15 protein-coding genes are annotated in these 20374 nt (G+C 63.6%); 9 read left to right on the top strand and 6 right to left on the bottom strand.

The genetic code is table 11. The features are described from left to right. Positions 1-94: 94 nt before the first annotated feature. The 5 genes from SJI03_RS22485 to cysS all read right to left on the bottom strand — a co-directional run bounded on the left by SJI03_RS22485 (position 95) and on the right by cysS (position 6202). Entirely contained in the window at positions 95-1342 is a 1248-nt protein-coding gene (locus SJI03_RS22485) for an aspartate kinase (protein ID WP_035817435.1), read from the bottom strand. Positions 1343-1538: 196 nt separating this feature from the next. Continuing rightward, positions 1539-2957, bottom strand: a complete 1419-nt coding sequence (tilS, locus tag SJI03_RS22490) for a tRNA lysidine(34) synthetase TilS (protein WP_322428650.1) — start codon at positions 2955-2957, stop codon at positions 1539-1541. A gap of 99 nt (positions 2958-3056) precedes the next feature. Continuing rightward, positions 3057-4031 carry an acetyl-CoA carboxylase carboxyltransferase subunit alpha gene (locus SJI03_RS22495; protein ID WP_034756951.1) on the bottom strand — a complete coding sequence of 325 codons (975 nt, stop codon included), beginning with the start codon at positions 4029-4031 and terminating at the stop codon, positions 3057-3059. A gap of 54 nt (positions 4032-4085) precedes the next feature. Continuing rightward, positions 4086-4805 (bottom strand): DNA-3-methyladenine glycosylase family protein, encoded by a 720-nt coding sequence (locus SJI03_RS22500; protein WP_233516363.1) that lies wholly within the window; start codon positions 4803-4805, stop codon positions 4086-4088. Next, on the bottom strand, positions 4805-6202 hold the full coding sequence (cysS, locus tag SJI03_RS22505; RefSeq protein WP_322428651.1) for a cysteine--tRNA ligase: 1398 nt from the start codon (positions 6200-6202) through the stop codon (positions 4805-4807). Before cysS ends, SJI03_RS22500 begins: the two co-directional genes overlap by 1 nt. 279 nt (positions 6203-6481) lie before the next feature. Here cysS and SJI03_RS22510 point away from each other — a divergent pair, with 279 nt between their 5' ends. From SJI03_RS22510 to SJI03_RS22525, 4 genes are all read left to right on the top strand, one after another. After that, complete coding sequence (locus tag SJI03_RS22510) at positions 6482-7111, top strand: peptidylprolyl isomerase (RefSeq protein ID WP_099380647.1); 630 nt, start codon at positions 6482-6484, stop codon at positions 7109-7111. 71 nt (positions 7112-7182) lie between these two features. Beyond that, the gene (locus tag SJI03_RS22515) at positions 7183-7674 is read left to right on the top strand and encodes a peptidylprolyl isomerase (protein WP_099380648.1); all 492 of its coding nucleotides are present in this window, start codon (positions 7183-7185) and stop codon (positions 7672-7674) included. Between the two features lie 86 nt (positions 7675-7760). Next, positions 7761-8522: a UDP-2,3-diacylglucosamine diphosphatase gene (locus SJI03_RS22520; protein WP_322428652.1), complete on the top strand. Its 762-nt coding sequence runs from the start codon at positions 7761-7763 to the stop codon at positions 8520-8522. A gap of 69 nt (positions 8523-8591) precedes the next feature. After that, a complete protein-coding gene (locus SJI03_RS22525; RefSeq protein ID WP_322428653.1) occupies positions 8592-9341 on the top strand; it encodes a DUF72 domain-containing protein in 750 nt (249 codons plus the stop codon). On the opposite strand, the gene SJI03_RS22530 is transcribed toward SJI03_RS22525, so the two are convergent. After that, positions 9338-11614, bottom strand: a complete 2277-nt coding sequence (locus tag SJI03_RS22530; protein WP_322428654.1) for a hypothetical protein — start codon at positions 11612-11614, stop codon at positions 9338-9340. The two genes, SJI03_RS22525 and SJI03_RS22530, sit on opposite strands and share 4 nt — an antisense overlap. 225 nt (positions 11615-11839) lie before the next feature. Between SJI03_RS22530 and SJI03_RS22535 the strand changes: the two genes are divergently transcribed. The 5 genes from SJI03_RS22535 to SJI03_RS22555 all read left to right on the top strand — a co-directional run. Further along, positions 11840-12220: a GntR family transcriptional regulator gene (locus tag SJI03_RS22535; RefSeq protein ID WP_077402228.1), complete on the top strand. Its 381-nt coding sequence runs from the start codon at positions 11840-11842 to the stop codon at positions 12218-12220. Further along, complete coding sequence (locus tag SJI03_RS22540; protein WP_322428655.1) at positions 12217-13089, top strand: ABC transporter ATP-binding protein; 873 nt, start codon at positions 12217-12219, stop codon at positions 13087-13089. The genes SJI03_RS22535 and SJI03_RS22540 overlap by 4 nt, the downstream gene beginning before the upstream one ends. Then, the gene (locus tag SJI03_RS22545; protein ID WP_322428656.1) at positions 13086-14087 is read left to right on the top strand and encodes a hypothetical protein; all 1002 of its coding nucleotides are present in this window, start codon (positions 13086-13088) and stop codon (positions 14085-14087) included. Before SJI03_RS22540 ends, SJI03_RS22545 begins: the two co-directional genes overlap by 4 nt. A gap of 376 nt (positions 14088-14463) precedes the next feature. Continuing rightward, positions 14464-14613 (top strand): hypothetical protein, encoded by a 150-nt coding sequence (locus SJI03_RS22550; RefSeq protein WP_322428657.1) that lies wholly within the window; start codon positions 14464-14466, stop codon positions 14611-14613. Between the two features lie 232 nt (positions 14614-14845). Continuing rightward, a partial coding sequence (locus SJI03_RS22555; protein WP_322428658.1) for a hypothetical protein occupies positions 14846-20374 on the top strand: 5529 nt, incomplete at its 3' end.

The raw sequence follows: 20374 nt of genomic DNA on the forward strand, positions 1-20374 counted from the left end.
TATGTCTCTGTAGCTAACTGCGCTGCAGCGACGAACGTCATAATATCGATTGCCCCCCCTTTGGTCAAGGGCGTGGGGCAATATTTTTGGATATTTAAGCTTTTTCCAGCTCGAACGCTTTATGCAGCGCGCGCACGGCCAGTTCCATGTACTTTTCATCGATCAGCACGGAGATCTTGATCTCGGAAGTGGAGATCATCATGATGTTGATGCCCTCTTCCGACAGGGTGCGGAACATTTGCGAGGCGACGCCCACGTGGCTGCGCATGCCCACGCCGACGACGGACAGTTTCGACACTTTCGCGTCGCCCGTGATGCTGGCCGCGCCCAGCGATTCGCGGTTCGCTTCCAGCACGGCCAGCGCGCGCGTATATTCGCCGCGCGAGACGGTGAAGGTGAAGTCCGTTTTACCGTCGACCGACTGATTCTGTATGATCATGTCGACCTCGATGTTCGCGTCCGCCACCGGTCCCAGGATGTGGTACGCCACGCCTGGGCGGTCGGGCACGCCGAGCACGGTGATTTTGGCTTCATCGCGGTTGAAGGCGATGCCGGAGATGACTGCTTGTTCCATGTTTGTATCTTCCTCAAACGAAATCAGGGTGCCTGAATTGGCTTCTATTTCCAGCGGCAACATCGGGTCGGTCAGCGACGACAGCACGCGCGTGGGCACGCGGTAGTTGCCGGCAAATTCCACCGAACGCGTTTGCAGCACTTTGGAACCCAGCGAAGCCAGTTCCAGCATTTCTTCAAAGGTGATGGTCTTCAGGCGGCGCGCCTCGGAGACCACGCGCGGGTCGGTCGTGTAGACGCCGTCGACGTCCGTGAAGATCAGGCATTCGGCCGCCTTCATGGCGGCGGCGATCGCCACGGCCGAGGTGTCGGAGCCGCCGCGGCCCAGGGTCGCGATGTTGTCGTGTTCGTCAACGCCCTGGAAACCGGTAATGATGACAATTTTGCCCGCATCGAGGTCGCGTTTGACTTTTTCGTCATCGATCGACTGGATGCGTGCCTTGGTAAAGGCGGAATCGGTCTTGATCGCGACTTGCCAGCCAGCATAGGATACGGCTTGTTTGCCGATCGCCAGCAGTGCCATCGACAATAGGCCGACGGACACTTGTTCGCCTGTCGAGGCGATCATGTCAAGTTCACGGGGATCGGGTTGATCCATGATTTCCTTGGCCAGTCCAATCAGGCGGTTGGTTTCGCCCGACATGGCGGATGGCACCACCACGATTTGATGCCCAGCGTCGTGCCACTTGGCAACGCGCTTGGCGACATTCTTGATACGGTCAGTCGAGCCCATCGACGTACCGCCATATTTGTGGACGATTAAAGCCATAAGAGTGAAGTTTCCGCTCAAGAAGAATAAAAAAGGAGGGCTTTACTCTACATGCCGCAATGCAAAATAACAAGCTAAAAAGCGCATTAGCTCATACCGATTGCGCATATGGAAATAACCAATCCATGCAGTCCAGCTGGCTTGAACAGGCACTTGGCGGCCACCCCCAGAGTGGCCGTGGCTGCCGCCCCTGCGCTCAGCAGGAGACCCAGCGCAAGGCGACGCGGGGACGATCCAGCAGACTCAGGCAATGGCAATCGAGGCCAATACCAGCCGCGAACAGCAATTGTTGCGCCGCACAGACAAGGGGCAGGCGTTCGCGCTCCCAGGCGGGTACGTCAAACGCCTGGTAGTGGTATTTCAAGCTCTTGGTGGGACGGTTCAAGGCCAGTTTCAAGCGCTCGCCGCCCTGGCGGAAGTCGATCGTCAAGGTTTGAGATTGCAACCAGGCAATATCGATACCCTGGCCGCCCTCTTCCACCGCATCGAAATGCAGCACGCCGCCATACGCGGGAAAGGCCAGGCTCGCCTCGCCCTGCCATTTGAACTCCTGGCTGGCCTTTTCCAGGCCGGGAATGCCCGCGTCGCTCTTGTCGCGCATGCCGGCCAGATCGCCGAGCTTCGGCGTCAGATATAAACGGTCGCGATGGCGCCGCACATGGCATTCGGGGTGCGTCACCAGCAATTGCGCATCGGGCCGCGCCTCCAGCAGTTGCGCCAGCATTTCCGCCAGCCACGCCGTCGACGGCATGCGCAAGCCGCGCGTGCCAAACCAGTGGCGCAGCAGGTTATAGCAGCGGTCCGCGCTCAGCTCGCGCAATTTCGCCAGCTCGATGCAATCGCCATCGAGGCAGGCCGCCAGATCCTGCGTCGCCAGTTCCGTCAGCAGGCGCTGCGCCGATTGCGCATGCTGGGCGCTGCGGGCGAAACGTTCCTGGAAACCGGGAAACGCCTGCGCCAGCACGGGCATCACCTGGTGCCGCAAGGCATTGCGGGCGAAGCGGGGATCGTCGTTCGATTCGTCGTGGATGTGCGCGATCGCATGGCTCGCCACATACGCTTCGAGCTGTTTGCGCGATACGGGCAGCAAAGGGCGCGCCATCACCAGGTCCGGATTGCCCAGCAGCTCGGGGGCGCTGTTGGCCCCATCCATGCCGGACAAGCCCGCCGTGCCGGAGCCGCGCAGCAATTGCAGCAACACCGTTTCCGCCTGGTCATCCTGGTGGTGGGCAGTGAGCAACAGGCGCACGCCGTGCGCGGCGCACAGCTCGCCCAGGGCCGCATAACGGCGCTTGCGGGCCGCCTCTTCCGTGCCCGTCTTCGCATTCCTTTCCAGGGTGACACGGCGTGCCTCGAAGGCAATCCCCATGCCGGCGCACAATTGCTCGCAGTGGACCAGCCAGGCATCCGCGTTCGGGCTCAGGCCATGGTGCACGTGAAACGCGTAAAGAAACACGCCATGCTCTTGCGCCCATGCATGCGCCAGGTGCAGCAGGGCCGAGGAATCGAGGCCGCCGCTGAGGGCGATGCCGACCGCCTCACCGGCTTGTGGTCCGCAGGTTTCCAGCGCGCTGGCGAAGATATCGGCGACGGTGGCGGTTTGTTGCTTTTTCATAAGACTCCTGGAATGCAAAGAGGGACAGGTGGCCAAACGAGTGTGTCGCTTGGCTGCCTGTCCCTGGTGTTCTTGCTGCCGGCCTGCGCCGGCGCTGGCTTACTCGCTCGGCGTGGTTTCCTTGAACTTGCCGTAGCTCAGCAGTTTTTCATGGCGCGCGGCCAGCAAGTCCTTGGTTTTCATGCCGTGGAACTGGCGCAGGGTGTCGGCCAGGGCGCGTTTGAGCAAGGTCGCCATCTGTTTCGGATCGCGGTGGGCGCCGCCCAGCGGTTCGTTGATGATCTTGTCGATCAGGCCCATGGCTTTCAGGCGGTGGGCGGTGAGGCCCAGCGCTTCGGCCGCGTCGGAGGCGCGCTCGGCGCTCTTCCACAGGATCGAGGCGCAGCCTTCCGGCGAAATCACGGCATAGGTCGAGTATTGCAGCATCAGCACGGCGTCACCCACGGCAATGGCCAGCGCGCCGCCGGAACCGCCTTCGCCGATGATGGTGGCGATCAGCGGTACTTTGAGTTCGGCCATCACGTACAGGTTGTGGCCGATGGCTTCCGACTGGCCGCGCTCTTCCGCGTCGATGCCGGGGAAGGCGCCTGGCGTGTCGACGAAGGTGAAGATGGGCAAGTTGAACTTTTCAGCCACTTTCATCAGGCGCATGGCCTTGCGGTAGCCTTCCGGCTTCGGCATGCCGAAATTGCGCATGGCGCGCTCTTTCGTGTCGCGGCCCTTCTGGTGGCCGATGACCATGCACGGCTGGCCATTGAAGCGGGCCAGGCCGCCCACGACGGACAAATCGTCCGCGTAGCTGCGGTCGCCATGCAATTCGTGGAAATCGGTAAAGATTTCATTCACGTAATCCATGGTGTACGGGCGCTGCGGGTGGCGCGCGATCTGCGCCACTTGCCAAGGCGTCAGCTTGGCGTAGATATCTTTGGTCAGCTGCTGGCTCTTCTTGGCCAGGCGGTCGATCTCTTCCGAGATGTCGACGGCCGAATCGTCTTGCACGAAGCGCAACTCTTCGATCTTGGAATCGAGTTCCGCGATCGGCTGTTCAAAATTGAGGAAAGTCGTTTTAGTCATTGTACCTCCAGGTTTTACCGGCCACGGCGCCAGGGCGCGCGGCGTCATCTATGTTTATTTTACCGTACCGGCTGCTGCGCCGGGGGCTGCATCGGGTGCGGCAGGGACGGCTGCAGGGTCGAGACTGCGCCACAAATACCACGTCGCCACGGTGCGCCACGGTTCCCAATTGGCGGAAACCTCGCGCGCATCGCTGCGGGAAACTGGTTCGCCGGAGAAGTAATTGACGCTGATGCCCTGGATCAAACCGGGGTCGTCGAGCGGCAAGACATTCGGCCGGAGCAGATTAAATATCAGAAACATCTCGGCTGTCCAGCGGCCGATGCCGCGGATCTGCACCAGTTCGGCGATGACAGCTTCGTCATCCATCTGGTCCCACTGGCTCGCGTGCACGCGCTTGGCCTTGAAATGGTCCGCCAGGTCGAGGATGTATTCGGTCTTGCGTTTGGACAAACCACAGGCGGACAGCTGCTCGGCGCCGGCCTTCAAGACTTGTGTAGGCGTGCATTTCGGGCAAGCCAGCAGCAGCTTTTTCCAGGCGGCATCCGCCGCCTTGGGCGTGATCTGCTGTCCCACCAGCGAACGGGCCAGGGTAGTAAACGGATCGCTATGGCCGACCAGGTGCAGGTCGCCAAATTGCGGGATGAGCTTTTTCATGATGCGGTCGCGCTTCATCAGCTCGATCTTCGCCTCTTCCCAGTAATGCGGCACCTGGATCACTTGCGCCAAGTCCGTCACCTTGGGGGCTTCCCCGTTTTCCCTGGACGTAGGCATCATGCGCGGCGCCAGTTGGTCGAGCCGTCAGGCTTGTCTTCAAGAATGATGCCCGCCGCCAACAGTTCAGCGCGGATCTTGTCGGACTGCGCAAAGTCGCGCGCCTTCTTCGCCGCGCTGCGCGCCGCGATGGCCGCTTCGATGCCTGCAGCCTCGTCCTGGCCGCCGGCGGCAGCGCCCACGGTTGCTTGCAGGAATTGCTGCGGCGTGCGTTCCAGCAAGCCGAACACGCCCGCCAGGCCCTTCAATTGACGCGCCAGGGCTGGGGTTTTGTGCTTGTTGACTTCCGTTGCCAGGTCGAACAGGGCAGCCACGGCCAGCGGCGTGTTGAAATCGTCGTCCATCGCTTCACGCACGCGCACGGCGTGGGCTTCGCTCCAGTCGATGGCGCCCTCTTCTACCGCCACGTCGGCCAGCGCCGTGTACAAGCGGGTCAGGGACAGGCGCGCGTCATCGAGGTGCACATCCGAGTAATTCAGGGGGCTGCGGTAATGCGCGCGCAGGATGAAGAAGCGGATCACTTCGGCATCGAACTTTTGCAGCACTTCGCGGATGGTGAAGAAATTGCCGAGCGACTTGGACATTTTTTCATTGTCCAGGCGCACGAAGCCGTTATGGATCCAGTAATTCACGCTGGTATGGCCGAACGCGCCTTCGGATTGGGCAATCTCGTTTTCGTGGTGCGGGAATTGCAAGTCCGCGCCGCCGCCATGGATGTCGAACTGTTCACCGAGCAAGGCGCAGGACATGGCCGAGCACTCGATATGCCAGCCCGGGCGGCCCTTGCCCCACTTCGAATCCCATTTGACTTCTTCCGGTTCCGCATCCTTCGACGACTTCCACAACACGAAGTCGAGCGGATCGCGCTTGCCCGTGTTCACGTCGACGCGCTCGCCCGCGCGCAGGTCGTCGAGCGACTTGCCCGACAGCTTGCCGTAGTGGGGGAAATTGCGCACGGCATAATTGACGTCGCCATCCGCCCCCTGGTAAGCCAGGTCCTTCGCTTCCAGCTGTTCGATCAGGCGCAGCATCTGCGGCACGTATTCGGTGGCGCGGGGCGTGTGGTCGGGCGTCAGGATGCCCAGCGCGGCCGTGTCTTCATCCATGTACTGGGTGAAACGCGTCGTCAGCTGGGAAATCGTCTCGCCGTTTTCCACGGCACGGCGGATGATCTTGTCGTCGATGTCCGTAATGTTGCGCACATAGGTGACGTCGAAGCCGGACGCCTTCAGCCAGCGGTAGATGACGTCGAACGCCATCATCATGCGAGCATGGCCGATATGGCAATAATCGTAGATGGTCATGCCGCACACGTACATGCGTACCTTGCCCGCTTCCATCGGGACGAATACCTGCTTTTCGCGAGCCAGGGTGTTGTAAATCTTTAGATTGCTCATCGTGCTTTGCAAGTGGAGCGGCCGCCAGCCTGGCAAAACGACAGACAGGCGCGGACACCGGGGGTGCCGCGCCACAGAACTGCCGTGTGCGCCGAAGACTGGTCGACCCGCTATATTGTTGTTCTTGTTTGTTAGAATTAGGGCGTTAGCGGTCAAGTATAACATTGATAAAAACCATACTGGCCCGATATGAATCAGGTTTTTACGATGTTCAACCGAAACTCACTTCTTTTGGCAACAACGCAAGTTTAAAGAAAAATAACGATCAAGGACGCCTTCATGCAAGAAATCAAATCGAAACGCCTGTCTTTCCTGGCCCGCTTTTGCACCCTGTTTGCCGGCCTGACCCTGGGCAGCGCCGTCGTGGCAGCCGCTCCGGCGACCGCCCTCGACCCGACGCCGCACGTGGCCCTGAAAACCAGCATGGGCGAGATCGTGCTGGAACTGGATCAGGAAAAAGCGCCGAAAAGCGTGGCCAATTTCCTGCAGTACGTCAACAGCGGTTATTACAAGGGCACCGTGTTTCACCGCGTCATCGACGGCTTCATGATACAGGGCGGCGGCTTCGACAAGAACATGAAGCAGAAACCGACGAAAGCGCCGATCAAGAATGAAGCGCAAAACGGCCTGCAAAACGTGACTTACAGCATCGCCATGGCGCGCACGGGCGACCCGCATTCGGCCACCGCGCAATTCTTTATCAACGTCAACGACAACGGCCCGCTCGACTACCCTGGCCGCGACGGCTTCGGCTACACGGTGTTCGGCAAAGTCGTCAGTGGCATGGACGTGGTCGACAAGATCAAGGCCGTGCCCGTGGCGGACAAGGGCCCGCACCAGAACGTGCCGGTCACCCCCGTGGTGATCGAATCGGCGACTTTACTCAAGACAGCGCCCGCAAAACTGTAAAATAGCGTTTTTACGGCCCCGAACGACACGGGCCGTTGAATCATTTATCATCCAATTTATTAAGGATCATCATGACCTCCGTCATCATTACCACCAATCTGGGCAAGATCACCGCTGAACTGGACGCCGAAAAAGCGCCAAAAACGGTTGCCAACTTCCTGGCCTACATGAAAGCCGGTCACTACGACAACACGATTTTCCACCGCGTCATCGACGGCTTCATGATCCAGGGCGGCGGTTTCGAGCCAGGCATGAAACAAAAGCCAGCCGACACCACCGTGGAAAACGAAGCCAAGAACGGCCTGAAAAACGACACGTACACGCTGGCCATGGCCCGCACGTCGGACCCGCACTCGGCATCGGCCCAGTTCTTCATCAACATCAAGAACAACAGCTTCCTCGACTACCCAGGCCAGGACGGCTGGGGCTACGCCGTATTCGGTAAAGTCACCGAAGGCAAGGAAGTCGTCGACGCCATCCGCGCCGTGAAAACCTCGCGCGCCGGCATGTTCGCCGATGTGCCAGTGACGGACGTTGTCATCGAGAAAGTAGAAGCCGCGTAATTCGGCTCTGGCATCATGAATAACAGGCATTGCCGCGTTTGCGCCTCTCCATGTACATCACTTTTTGGGAGCGTTGAACGATGACAATGCCTGCCGCACTCTTTATTTCCGACCTGCATCTGCAGAGCTCGCACCCGCGCACCAGCGCGGCGTTTCTTTCTTTCCTGGAACACCATGCGCAATATGCGCAAGCACTGTATCTATTAGGCGACCTGTTCGAATACTGGGCCGGCGACGATGACCTGGAAGACCCGTTCAATGCGCGCATGACGGCCGCCATCCGCGCCGTCAGCGATGCGGGCGTGCATGTCTACTGGATCGCCGGCAACCGCGACTTTCTCGTCGGCTCCGGCTTTGCCGCCGCCGCCGGCGCTACCCTGCTCAGCGAACCGCATGTGGCCACGATAGCCGGCCAGCGCATCGTCTTGCTGCACGGCGACGCCGAATGCACGAAAGACGTGCAATACATGGAGTTTCGCGCCATGGTGCGCCAGCCCGCCTGGCAAAAACAGTTCCTGTCCATGCCGCTGGCGCAGCGCAAGGCCATCATCGACGGTTTGCGCAAGAGCAGCCGCGAGCACAATGGTGAAAAGTCCATGGACATCATGGATGTCACGCCCGATGCTGTCGCGCAAGTATTTGCCGAACATGCCAGCACCGTCATGATCCACGGCCACACGCACCGCCCCGCCCTGCATAAAGTCGACGATACCTTGCGCTATGTCTTGCCCGACTGGGAATGCGACGTGACGCCGCCGCAACAGCCGCGCGGCGGCTGGATCGCCATCGATGCGCGCGGCAACATCACGCGCCACGATCTGAGCGGCGACATCATCGACCAGGTCTAGGCCTGCGCCGACCGCCGCACGGGCGTTTGTCCGATAGCCGCGCCCGCCTGGCCCTGCTGTAATGGCGCCATGCACACTGTTTACATCGGCACGGCCGGCTGGAGTATTTCCAGCACCGCCGCCAGCCACTTCCCCCTCGATGGCAGCCACCTGCAGCGCTATGCGCGCGTCTTGCCCTGCGTGGAAATCAACAGCTCCTTCTACCGCCCGCACCAGAGCGCCACCTATGCGCGCTGGGCCGCCAGCGTACCCGACCACTTCCGCTTCAGCGTGAAATTGCCGCGCAGCATCACGCACGAACGGCGTTTGCGCGACTGTGCGGCCGAGTTGGATCGTTTTGCGGGAGAAGTCATGCAACTGGGGAATAAACTGGGCTACGTGCTGGTGCAGCTGCCGCCGAGCCTGCGATTCGAAACGGACGTGGCCGCCGCATTTTTCCATGCGCTGCGCCAGCGCTTCGACGGTATGCTCGCGTGCGAGGCGCGCCACCCCAGCTGGTTCGATACAGGCGCCACCGAGCTATTGAGGATGCAGCGCATCACCCGCGTGCGCGCCGATCCGCCTGCGGGACAAGCGGGGCCGCACGTGCCAACGACGGCAGCGGCCTACCTGCGCCTGCACGGCAGCCCGACAATCTACTACTCGGACTATCCGGCCAGCTATCTGGCGACCCTGGCGGCCGAATTGCACGCATCGGCTCAGGCGGACAGCTGGTGCATCTTCGACAATACGGCGGCCGGGGCCGCCCTGTTCAATGCGCTGGACTTGCAAGCGCGACTGACGGATGCGCCAGCCGCGCCTGCGCATCGCTCCATTTAAGGCAAGGGCATCTGGACGATGGCGCGGGCGGTATAGCCATACAAGGTACCGTTGCCAAAAGCCAGAACCTCCACGATGGGATTGCCCCATGCCAGTTGCGGTGAGGAAATGACCCCGGCCGTATCGATCTTGCGCACGCCATCCTGGCCGCTCAGGTACAGGTTGTCGGCCTTGTCGATGGCCAGGCTGGGCATGCCGGCAAAGGACAGGCTGCCCACGCCAGGCCCACCATCGGCATTTTTAGTCGAGTACAAGGTGCCGGCAAATACGGTCACGGCGCCGGAACGGCTCACCTTGTAGATTACTTGATGATAATAGTCATCAAAATACATCTCCCCTTTGCTGTCAAACACCATGCTGTAGGGCAGAATATCTTGCAAGCCGAAATCGCTGTCGCTAAAGGAGCGCATGAGCGCATCATAGGACACAAACAAGGAAAATACGCCACCGGGCGGGCGCCGATAAATCCCCCCGCCCGAACCCTCCGTCCAGGTGATATAGCCATCCTTGTCCACCGCCAGGATATACTGCTGAAGGACAAAACCGCCTGCTGGCAATGGCTCGAGGGTGGACATGATCCCGTCAGCATTGATCTTGCGCAAATTAAATGAAGGGGAATTCAGCGCCTTGTCCGCCACATACACGGCGCCATCCGCACCGCAAGCGATCGCCACGGGGCCGGCCATGGTGGCGCTGAGCCGCGCCCCATCGTCGCTGCCGGTGCGGCCGGCAATCCCCGCATAGACTTCCAGCTTGCCATTTGGCGCCAGCCGGCGCAGCACCTTGCTGGCCGCATCAAGCAGATAGACATTCCCGGCTGGGTCGCTGCACATGTCCGAGGCCTTGACATTGCCCACGCGGGCGGCGGCGCCCACGCCGTCCGCCGGCCCCATACTGCTAAGCATGAGAGGAATAGTCGCGATCCCGTTGCCGGCATCCACCCTGCTCAAGCGCAGCAGGCTGGCATCGAAGACCAGCATGTTGCCTGCATCCCCGATCGATATCTGGGCCAGGATTTTCCAATCGACAGATTTCCCCGTCGCGTCAGGCACCGCGCCCCCCACCACCGTCGTCACCTCGCCAGCGGGCGTCATGCGGCGGATGGCATCGCGGTCGGCCAGCAACAAATTGCCGCTACGCTCGAACACCATGCCGCGTACGCCCTTGAAGCTGGCATTGACGCCCTTGCCGTCATAGCCGGTCGTCCTCGCATTTCCGGCAACCAGGGAGGCCACGCCATTATTATCAAGGCGATATATCTTGCTGCCGTTAGTGTTGCTCAAGTAAATGACACCGTTGGCATCGACTGCCATCTGGCTCACTCGTCCTGCGCGCGGCAGGCCATTCGGCTCGGCCAACATGACAATGTAGGAACTGACCACGCCAGCTGGCGTCACCCGGCGAACCTGGAGCTGTCCGTCATCGACGAGCAGCAAGTCACCGTTCGGATCCATGACCATGCTGGCGATCACGCCAAACCGGGCTTGCGTCCCCGACCCATCGGCATACACAGCCACGCCATCCGGCTCTGCCGGTGTCGCACTGCAATTGGCACGGCGCTTGCCGGCCAGTGTACTGACCACGCCGGCAGGTGTAATTTTGCGCACCAGGCCATTGCAGGTCTCGGCCACATACAGGTTCCCCTTGCCGTCGATCACCAGCGGTGCACGGCCCCCCATGTAAAAAGTCGCGCTGGCGGCAGGCCCGTCAACGGCACCAGCCTTGCCCGGCATGCCGGCGTAGATACTCAGGCTGCCGTCAGGAGCCAGCTTGTGGATCACCTGCGTGGAAGCATCGGCGAAGTAATAATTGCCCACGCCATCCTGCGCCATGCCATCAACGCGCTGGATCCGCTCCTGCACACCGGCCAGCACGATGGGCAGGCAACGCACGGCCAGGTTGCTGACGTCCGCGCTGCCCATGGTGGCCGCGCCTTGCGCGATGCTGCAAGCGAGGCCCGCGGAAGCGCTGTCGATCTTGCCTTCATAACTGGCGCCCGCCGCCAGCTTGCCGGCAAAGCTGAACGGACCGTTGGCCGTGACGGTCACTTTATCCGTGCCGTTCGCCAGCACGACGCTGGCGCCAGGCAGCAGGCCGCTGACCGTGCCGCCCAGCAAATAGCGCGGCGTCTCGACCGGCGCCACGGGTGTCGGTGGCGGCGTGGACGAGCCGCCGCCGGAACCGCCGCCACAGGCACTCAATAGCGCCAACAAGGCGGCGCCGCAGCCGGCACGCCTGAACAGGTTTTGTACTTCTCCAAAGCAATTTATCATTTCTGCTTTCATGGTTGTGGCGACATGCACGCCGAAAGTTATCAAGTAAGATTTTCAAACACGCAACATTATAGTTTCCTTGTGGATATAAAAACATGAATATGTTGACATTTGAATTTTCACTGTTATAGTTAACTACAACACCAACTCAATACATCACGGAGCTTCGATGCCTACAGCATTTTTCACGCGCCGCACCGCCCCGCCCTTGTCGGAGCGCATCCCATGAGCGCGGAATGGAACGACAATAGCCCCATCTACCGGCAGCTCAAGGCCAGGGTGGTGGGCATGATGCTCGATGGCGTGCTGCAATCCGGCGACGCCTTGCCTTCGGTGCGCCAGGTGGCGGCCGATTATCAATTGAATCCCATCACGGTCTCGCGCGCCTATCAGGAACTGGTCGACGATGCCCTGGTAGAAAAACGCAGAGGACTCGGCATGTATGTACTGGAAGGCGCCCGCGACAAATTGCTGGCCAGTGAACGCGAGCGCTTCCTGCGCGAGGAATGGCCGGCCTTGCTGGAACACATCACGCGCCTGGGCCTCGATCTCGATCAACTATTGCAAGCGAGCCGCGACGGCGGCGCACACGGAGAGAACGCATGAATGCATTGAACAAGGACAGCGTCATCAGCGCGCGCGGCCTGAGCAAGCAGTATGGCAAGCAGGTGGCCATCGCCGGCATCAGTTTCGATATCGCGCCGGGGCGCATCGTCGGCTTGATCGGGCCTAACGGCTCCGGCAAGACCACCACCCTGAAAGCCATCCTGGGCCTGACGGGCTTCGATGGCGACTTGTCGGTGCTGGGGCGCGATCCCCGCGTGCAGCGCGACGCGCTGATGGAAGACGTGTGCTTCATCGCCGACGTGGCCATCCTGCCAAGCTGGCTGCGCGTGGCCGACGCCATCGACTTCGTTGCCGGCGTGCATCCACGTTTCGACCGCAGCAAGGCTGAACGCTACCTGGCCCACACCAAGCTGTCGCCGAAGATGAAGGTCAAGGCCATGTCGAAGGGCATGGTGGTGCAGCTGCACCTGGCACTGGTGATGGCCATCGACGCCAAACTGCTGGTGCTCGACGAGCCGACCCTGGGCCTGGACATCCTGTACCGCAAGCAGTTCTACCAAAACCTGCTGGAAGACTATTTCGATGAAAACAAGACCATCGTCATTACCACGCACCAGATCGAGGAAGTGGAACACATCCTCAGCGACCTGATGTTCATTCGCGACGGCCAGATCGTGCTGGCGTCGAGCATGGAAGAGGTGGGCGAGCGCTACATCGAGGTGATGGTGGGCCCGCAGCACGTCAATCCGGCGCGCGCCCTGCAGCCGATCAGCGAACGCAGCGTGTTCGGCAAGTCGGTGATGCTGTTCGACGGCGTCGCCCGCACCCAGCTGGCCGCCCTCGGCGAAGTACGCACGCCCAGCCTGGCTGACCTGTTTGTCGCGACCATGAAAGGATCGTACCAATGAGTATTTCCCCTGTAAACAAGATGCAATGGCTGCTCCGGCGCGAGTTGTGGGAACACAAGGGCATGCTGGTGTGGACGCCGGCCCTGATCGGCGTCGTCATGACGGTGCTGGGCGCCCTGATGGCGGCCGCGACTGTCGCAAGGACCAAAATGCACACGGCGCTCATCGTCAATGGCGAGGAAATTTCCTGGAGCACCATCTTCAATACCCGCACCTTCGGGCCGCGCCGCACGGAAATCATCGACGCCGTCGCCAACAACTATACGTACGCGGCCGCGCCGCTGTTCCTGGCGCTGGGCTTCCTCGTGTTCTTCTATTGCCTCAGTGCCCTGCATGACGACCGCCGCGACCGCAGCGTGCTGTTCTGGAAATCGCTGCCCATTTCGGACGCGCAGACGGTGCTGTCGAAAGCGGCCATCGCCCTGCTGGTCGCGCCGCTGATCGTGGCCGCTGCCGCCAGCCTGACTTCGCTGGCCCTGATCCTGATCCTGAGCGGCGTGCTGGCGGCCAACGGCATCCACGTGTTTGCCGAACTGCTCGGCTCTTCCGGCCTGTACCTGGGACCGCTGCGCGTGTTCGGCTTGCTGCCCGTGTATTGCCTGTGGGCCTTGCCAACGGTGGGCTGGCTGCTGATGGTATCGAGCTGGGCCAAGTCGAAAGTCTTCCTGTGGGCCGTCGGCGTGCCGCTGCTGCTGCTTATCCTGACAGTCTGGGCAGGCAAGCTGACGCAGACGGAAAGCGATCTCAGCTGGATACAGATGAATGTCATCGGACGCGCCCTGCTGGGCACTCTCCCCGGCAGCTGGTATCTGTTCGAACCGGAACTGCTGCCGCGCATGCACGCGCTGGCGGAGGGAGGATCGCACATGACGCGCATCGATGTGTTCAGCAATTCCTGGTCCAGCCTGGCCTTGCCAGCCGTCTGGCTGGGCGCGGCGGCAGGCGCGGCGCTGATTTACGCCGCCATCCGCCTGCGCAGCTGGCGCGAGGAAGGCTGACAGCGCAGGTTCTCTTCCCCATAAAAACGCCCCGCCCATCGGGGCGTTTTCCATTTTGCGCCCTATTCAGGTCGCTGAAACAATAACTACCTTACTGATAGTTATTATCAAAAATCCTCCTTGTTAAATGCCAGCTATCCAATCGATAGTAACAAATCGATATGATAATTACAAATAATTATTTCTATCGTATTTTATTCCCAATCACATTTGATAATCACCACACAAAAAAGCAACAACTAGCAATTCGATAGCGATATGTTTTTTGGATAAAAGGCACAGAAACACTGGCACATGTTGGCAGATTCAGCCCAAAAGCCCCATTTCGTGACAATTCGTGATTATTAGCCAAAGCAAAGCTTGCCAGAATAGCGTCATGCAAAGTGATCAAAATGAAATTGAAAGTTTCAAAATTGAAACTACCATCACAGTGGGAGCGGATATGAAGGGCATGCAAATACCGCACCCTGCGAGTGAATCACACCTGGCGATCCAGTTACAAGAGAAACAAAATACAAAAAAATGACGCCATATGAAACAACTATAAAAATGGCATTTTTAATATTTCCGAATAAGTGTTCTGTTGTACCAGCGTTTTTTTGCCAGTTATGTTTTACTTGCCATTATCGACATCGGTAACACCCAAGTTCGACCACGGCCCAAGCCTCGCCGGAGCAAGCAAGGAATCGAATCAGATTATTGATTTTTATTATTTTAGAAAATTGAACGAGTACATAACCTTTTCCGGAGACTTTCAAATGGCCACCACCCAAAATCCAGCACAAGTTCCCGTCAATGCCGAAGGCGCAGCCGCCAGGATCACGACGCCCGCAAAAAAAGCCGTCAATCCAAAAAATGGCGACCGCAAACAGTATGACGAAGACGAACTGATCAAAGGGGCCGATGCCAGCGCGACCATGCCGCCTGAAAATGTCGTGGAAGTCACGGGAAGCGCCGATAGCGGCAATGCCGCCGCCCTGGGCACGGCCGCGGCGGTGGCTGCAGCAGCAGCCTTGGCAGCCGGTGGCGGCAGTGCGGCCGCAGGCCAGGCTGGCAACGGCGGTGCCGATTCCGGCACACAGCAAAGCGATAACAACGGTGGCGCCGCAGGCGCTGGCGCTGGTGCCGGGGCCGCCGGCATCCCCAGCGGCAGTGTCGTCGATGTCGCCGGCGCTTCGGCTGGCGCAGGTGCAGGTGCGGGTGCCGGCGCTGCAGGCGGGTTGGGCGGACTTGGCGTACTGGGCGCGCTTGGCGGCCTTGGTCTGGTAGCCGCCGCGGCAGGCGGCGGCGGCGGCGGTGGCGCCGCAGCTGGCGGCACGGGAACTGGCGGTACGGGCGGCACCGGCGGCACGGGTGGCTCGACCGGCGGCCAGGGTGGCACGGGCAATCAATCCACCACCACCACCGTCACCGATGCGGCCGTGCTTGCCGCCGCCGCAGCTATTGCCGCCGCCAACAATGCCCTGGCCGATGACGCCAGCGCCGCCGCGGCAGCAGCCACGGCAGCAGCTTCGCTGGCAGCGGCGAATGCCGCCATCCTGGCCGACCAACTGGCGGCACAGGCCGCAGCTGCGACGGCAGCAGCCTTGCTCGCGGCCAATAACGCCACCAGCGACGATATGCTGGCGGCCAGCACGGCGGCTGTTGTCCCCGGCGCGCAAGCGGCCGCTAGCGCCGCCACGAATGACGACAGCGCTGCCGCGGCCGCCGCCGCGACCGCGGCCGCATCCTTGGCCGCCACCACATCGGCGCAAAATGCCGATGCGGCTGCCGCCACGGCCGCCGCCGACGCCGCCGCCGCGCACGCCGCTGCCGATGCGGCACAAACGCAAGCGGACCAGACCAACGCTCCGGCACTGCAAGCTATCGCCGATGCAGCCGATGTCGTCGCCGCCGCAGCCAACACCCAGGCAGCGCTGACCGATGCGGCGGCGCTTGGCGTCATCTCGGCCAATGATGCCGCCGCTGCCGCTGCCGCCACGGCCTTGGCAGCTGCCACGGACGCCGCCGCGCTGGACCTGGCGGCAACCGCCGCCGCCAACGCCGCCGTCGCCGCAGGAATCCAGGCCAGCTTTACCGATGCCGATGCCCTGGCCCTCATCTCGGATGCGGATGCCGCCAGCGCCGCCGCGGCCGCCAGCCTGGCCGCCGCCACCGATGCCGCCGCCCTGGCTGCGGCATCGTCTGCCGCCACGACCGCCGCGCAAAATGCCGCTGCCCTCGCTGCCGCCAGCGATGCCGCGGCACTGGGCATCGCCGCCACCGCCGCCGCGAATGCGGCCACCGCCGCCGCCACGCAGGCGGGACTCACCGACGCCGTCGCCTTGACCATGGCTGCGGACGCTGCTGCCGGCGTTGCCGCCTGGGACGCCTCGATCGCCAACGCCACCGACGCCGTCGCCCTGCAAGCGGCCGCCGATGCCGCCGCCACGGCGGCCGCCAATGCCCAGACGCAAGCGAATACGACGGACGCGCCCACCCTGGGCCTGATCGCCGACGCCGCCACCGCCGCGGCGGACGCAGCACAACTAGAGGCCGGCCTGACCGACGCGGCCGCACTGGCCCTGATTTCCGATGCCGACGCCGCCACGGCCGCCGCCGCCGCCCTGGCCGCCAGTAGCGACGCCGCCGCGCTCGACGCCGCCGCCGCCCTTGCCGCCACCGTCGCGGCGAATGCCATCGTCACTGCCAACCTGAGCGACGCGGCCGCACTGCAAATCACGGCCGATGCGGCAGCCAGCACGGCCACCGGCGCCGCCACGCAAGCGGCATTGACGGACGCGGCCGCCCTGCAAGTAATTTCCGACGCCGATGCCGCCGCCGCGCTGGCAGCGCAAACGACGGCCAACCAGACGGATGCGGCCGCCCTGGCCGCAGCCGATGCAGCCGCCGCCAGCGATGCCGCCAATGCGCAAACAGTGGCCGACCAGACCGATGTCGTCGCCCTGCAGCAAGCAGCCGACCAGGCCGATGCCGATGCCGATGCCGCCAATGCGCAAGCCAGCCTGCTGGACGTCAATGTCGCGCTCAATGCATTCAATCTCGCCAACCTCGCCGCCCTGGCCGCCAACGTCACGGCTGGCCAAACCAGCGTGATCGACCTGACGGCCACCGTGAATGCCTTGCAGATCGATGCCGATGGCGCCGATGCCGATGCCAGCCTGACGGACGCCATCCTCCTGGCCGCGGCCTCCGCCGCCGATGCGCTGACGGCGACCGGCTTGCAAGTCACCGCCAACCTGACGGACGCCGTAGCACTGGCAGCCACCGCCGCCGCCGCCGTCTCGGCGGCGGAAATAGCCGCCGGGCTCGGCGGGATCGATATCTCGGCCGTCAGCGCCGCCGCTGCCGCACAGGCCGCCGCCACGACCGCGGCCGCCACTGCCGCGCTGACCGATGCCGGCGCGCTGGGCCTCGTGTCCACCGCCGACGCCGCCGCTGAACTGGCCGCCCAGGCCGCCGTTACCACGTTGACGGCCGCCAATACGCTGGCGCAAAACGCGCTGACCGCGGCACAATTCGTTGCCAACCAGACCGATGCCGTCGCCCTGGGCCTGGTATCGTCGGCTGCGAATGCCGCCGCTGCCGCCGCCGTGACGACGGCCGGCCAGACGGACGCCATCGCACTGAGCCTCATTTCCACCGCCGATGGCCTGGTTGCCGCCTCGGCAGCCAGCCTGGCCGCACTGACGGACGCCACCGCATTGGGCCTCATTTCCACGGCCGACGCCGCCGCAGCGGCTGCCTTGCAGACCACAGCCAACCTGACGGATGCCGCCGCACTGGGCCTGCTCGCCACGGCCGCTGCCGCCGCCGCCAATACGGCGACGAATGTTGCCAACCTGACCGATGCGGTGGCCCTGGGCACGCTCTCGACCGCCGCCACTACGGCCGCCAATACGGCAGCCGCCACCGCCGCGCTGACTGACGCCACGGCGTTAGGTCTCGTCGCCACGGCGGACGCGACTGCCGCCGCCGCCTTGCAAACGACAGCCAACCTGACCGACGCCGTGGCGCTGGGCCTCGTCTCGACGGCCGCCAACACGGCCGCCAGTGCCGCTGCCGCCGTTGCCAGCCTGACCGATGCGGTGGCGCTGGGCACCGTCTCGACAGCCGCCACCGCCGCCGCCAACACAGCAGCGGCCACGGCTGCCCTGACCGACGCCGTGGCCCTGGGCTTGACGGCGACCGTCGACGCGGCCGCCGCCACCGCCGCGCAAACGACGGCCAACCTGACGGACGCCGTTGCGCTGGGCCTGGTCGCGACCGTCAATGCCACCGCCTCCACGGCGGCCGCCGCCGTCGCCGGCCTCACCGACGCCGTCCTGCTGGGCACGGCCCACACGCTCAACGTTACGGCCGCCACCGTGGCGGCTACCAAGGCCGCCTTGACGGATGCCGCCGCACTGACCACCGTCGCCAACAACGATGCCGCGAATGCCGCTTCCCTGGCCGCGTATTCGCAGGCCCATCCTTTAGATCTGGTGGCGGCGCTGGCGGCCACCGTTGCCGCCACCACAGCATCCTTGTCGCTCGCCGCGGCGCAATCGGCCCAGGCGGATGACGCGGCTGCCGCCTCGACGGCTGCCACGGCGGCAGCATCCCTGACCGCCCTGAACAATGCACTGGCGGCCGACAATGCCGCCACCGCCGCCGCCACCCTGGCCCTGACTTCCCAGGCGGCAGCCACTGCGGCGGCACTGGACGACACGCTCGCGGCCACCGCCGCCGGCGTGGCAGCCACCTCGCTGGCAGCGGCCCAGACGGCGCAGGCAGCCGATACCGCCGCCGCAGCGACGGCAGCGACGGCAGCCAATGCCCTGGCCGCCCTGAATGCAGCCTTGCAGGCGGATGCGAACGCGGCCGCCACGGCCGCTGCCGCCATCACGGCGAGCGCGGCCACCGCCACCGCCATTGCCGACGATCTGGCCGCGGCGACGGCAGCCACTGTCGCCAACGTCTCGCAAGCAGCTGCGCAAGCTGCACAACTGGCCGACAACGCCGCCGCCAGCGCCGCCACCATCGCCGCCAACGCGCTGGCCTCCCTGAATGCGGCCCTGGCCGACGATGCGGCCGCCGCTGCGGCAGTGCTGAACTCCACCAATGCAACGGCCGCCGCCGTGGCAGCCACCGCCGCCGACACGGCTGCCGCGGCCGCCGCCGCCGTGGCCGCCATTTCTGCCGCCGCCACACAGCATGCGCAAGCGGACGATATCGCCGCCGCCACCGCCGCCCTCACGGCGTCCATCTCGCTGGCAGCCACGCAAGCGGCGCAAGCCGCCGATCTCGCCGTCACCACGACGGCGGCGACGGCGGCAAGCGCGCTGGCCGCGCTGAACCAGGCCCTGAACGACGACAGTCTCGCCAGCGCGGCAGCCACCGCGGCGAGCAACGCACAAACGGCCCTGAATGCGGCCACGACGGCATTGAACGCGGCGATACTGACGGCCAGCGCCTCGCTCGCCGCCGCCAATGCCGCCGCGGCAGACGACGCCACGGCGGCCAGCACGGCGGCGGCCGCGGCCGCGGCACAGCTCATTGCCGATGCCGCGCTGCTGGCCGATGCAGGGCTGGCCGCGCTCGCAACGGCAGCCAACAATGCACTGGCCGCGGCCAGCGCGGCGCTGGCCGCCGACGATGCCGCCGCCAATGCCGCTCATACGGCGGCACTGTCGGCTGCCGCCACGCTGGCGGCGCAACTGGCCGACACGGCAGCCCTCAACGCCCATGCCGCGCTCAATGCGGCCATCGCCAACCTGACCGCAGCCGTGACGGCCGATATCAACGCCACGGATGCCGACAATGACAAGACGCTGAAACTGAATCTCCTCCTCGCCGCCCAGGGTGCGGCCGATGACGCGGCGCAAGCCAATGCAAATGCGGCAGCCGCCCATGCGGCGCTGGCGGCGGCGCAGGCCGACGATGCGGCGGCTGCCACCGCTGCCGCCAATGCGGTTGCCGCACATACGGCGGCGGTAGCGGCACAGAATGCCGATGCCGCCGCGGCAGCGGCGGCGGCGCAGGCGGCCACTTCCATGGCAGCCACCCTCAATGCCCAGGCCGACGACGCCACGGCGGCAGCGGCCGCCACGGCAGCGGCCAATGCGCAACTCGCGCTGAACGCAGCCATCGCCGCCGACGCCAACGTCGCCGCCACGGCAGCAGGGGCAGCGGTCGCCCAGCTGGCGGCGCAAAAAGCGCATGACGCCGTTGTGGCGGCAGCGGCAGCGGCCGTTGCAGCAGCCATCACCCTGGCAGCCTCGCTTGCGGCGCAGGCGGACGACGCG

Origin of the sequence: Janthinobacterium sp. GMG1, from assembly GCF_034427795.1 — a bacterium.
Classification (GTDB): Bacteria; Pseudomonadota; Gammaproteobacteria; order Burkholderiales; family Burkholderiaceae_D; genus Janthinobacterium.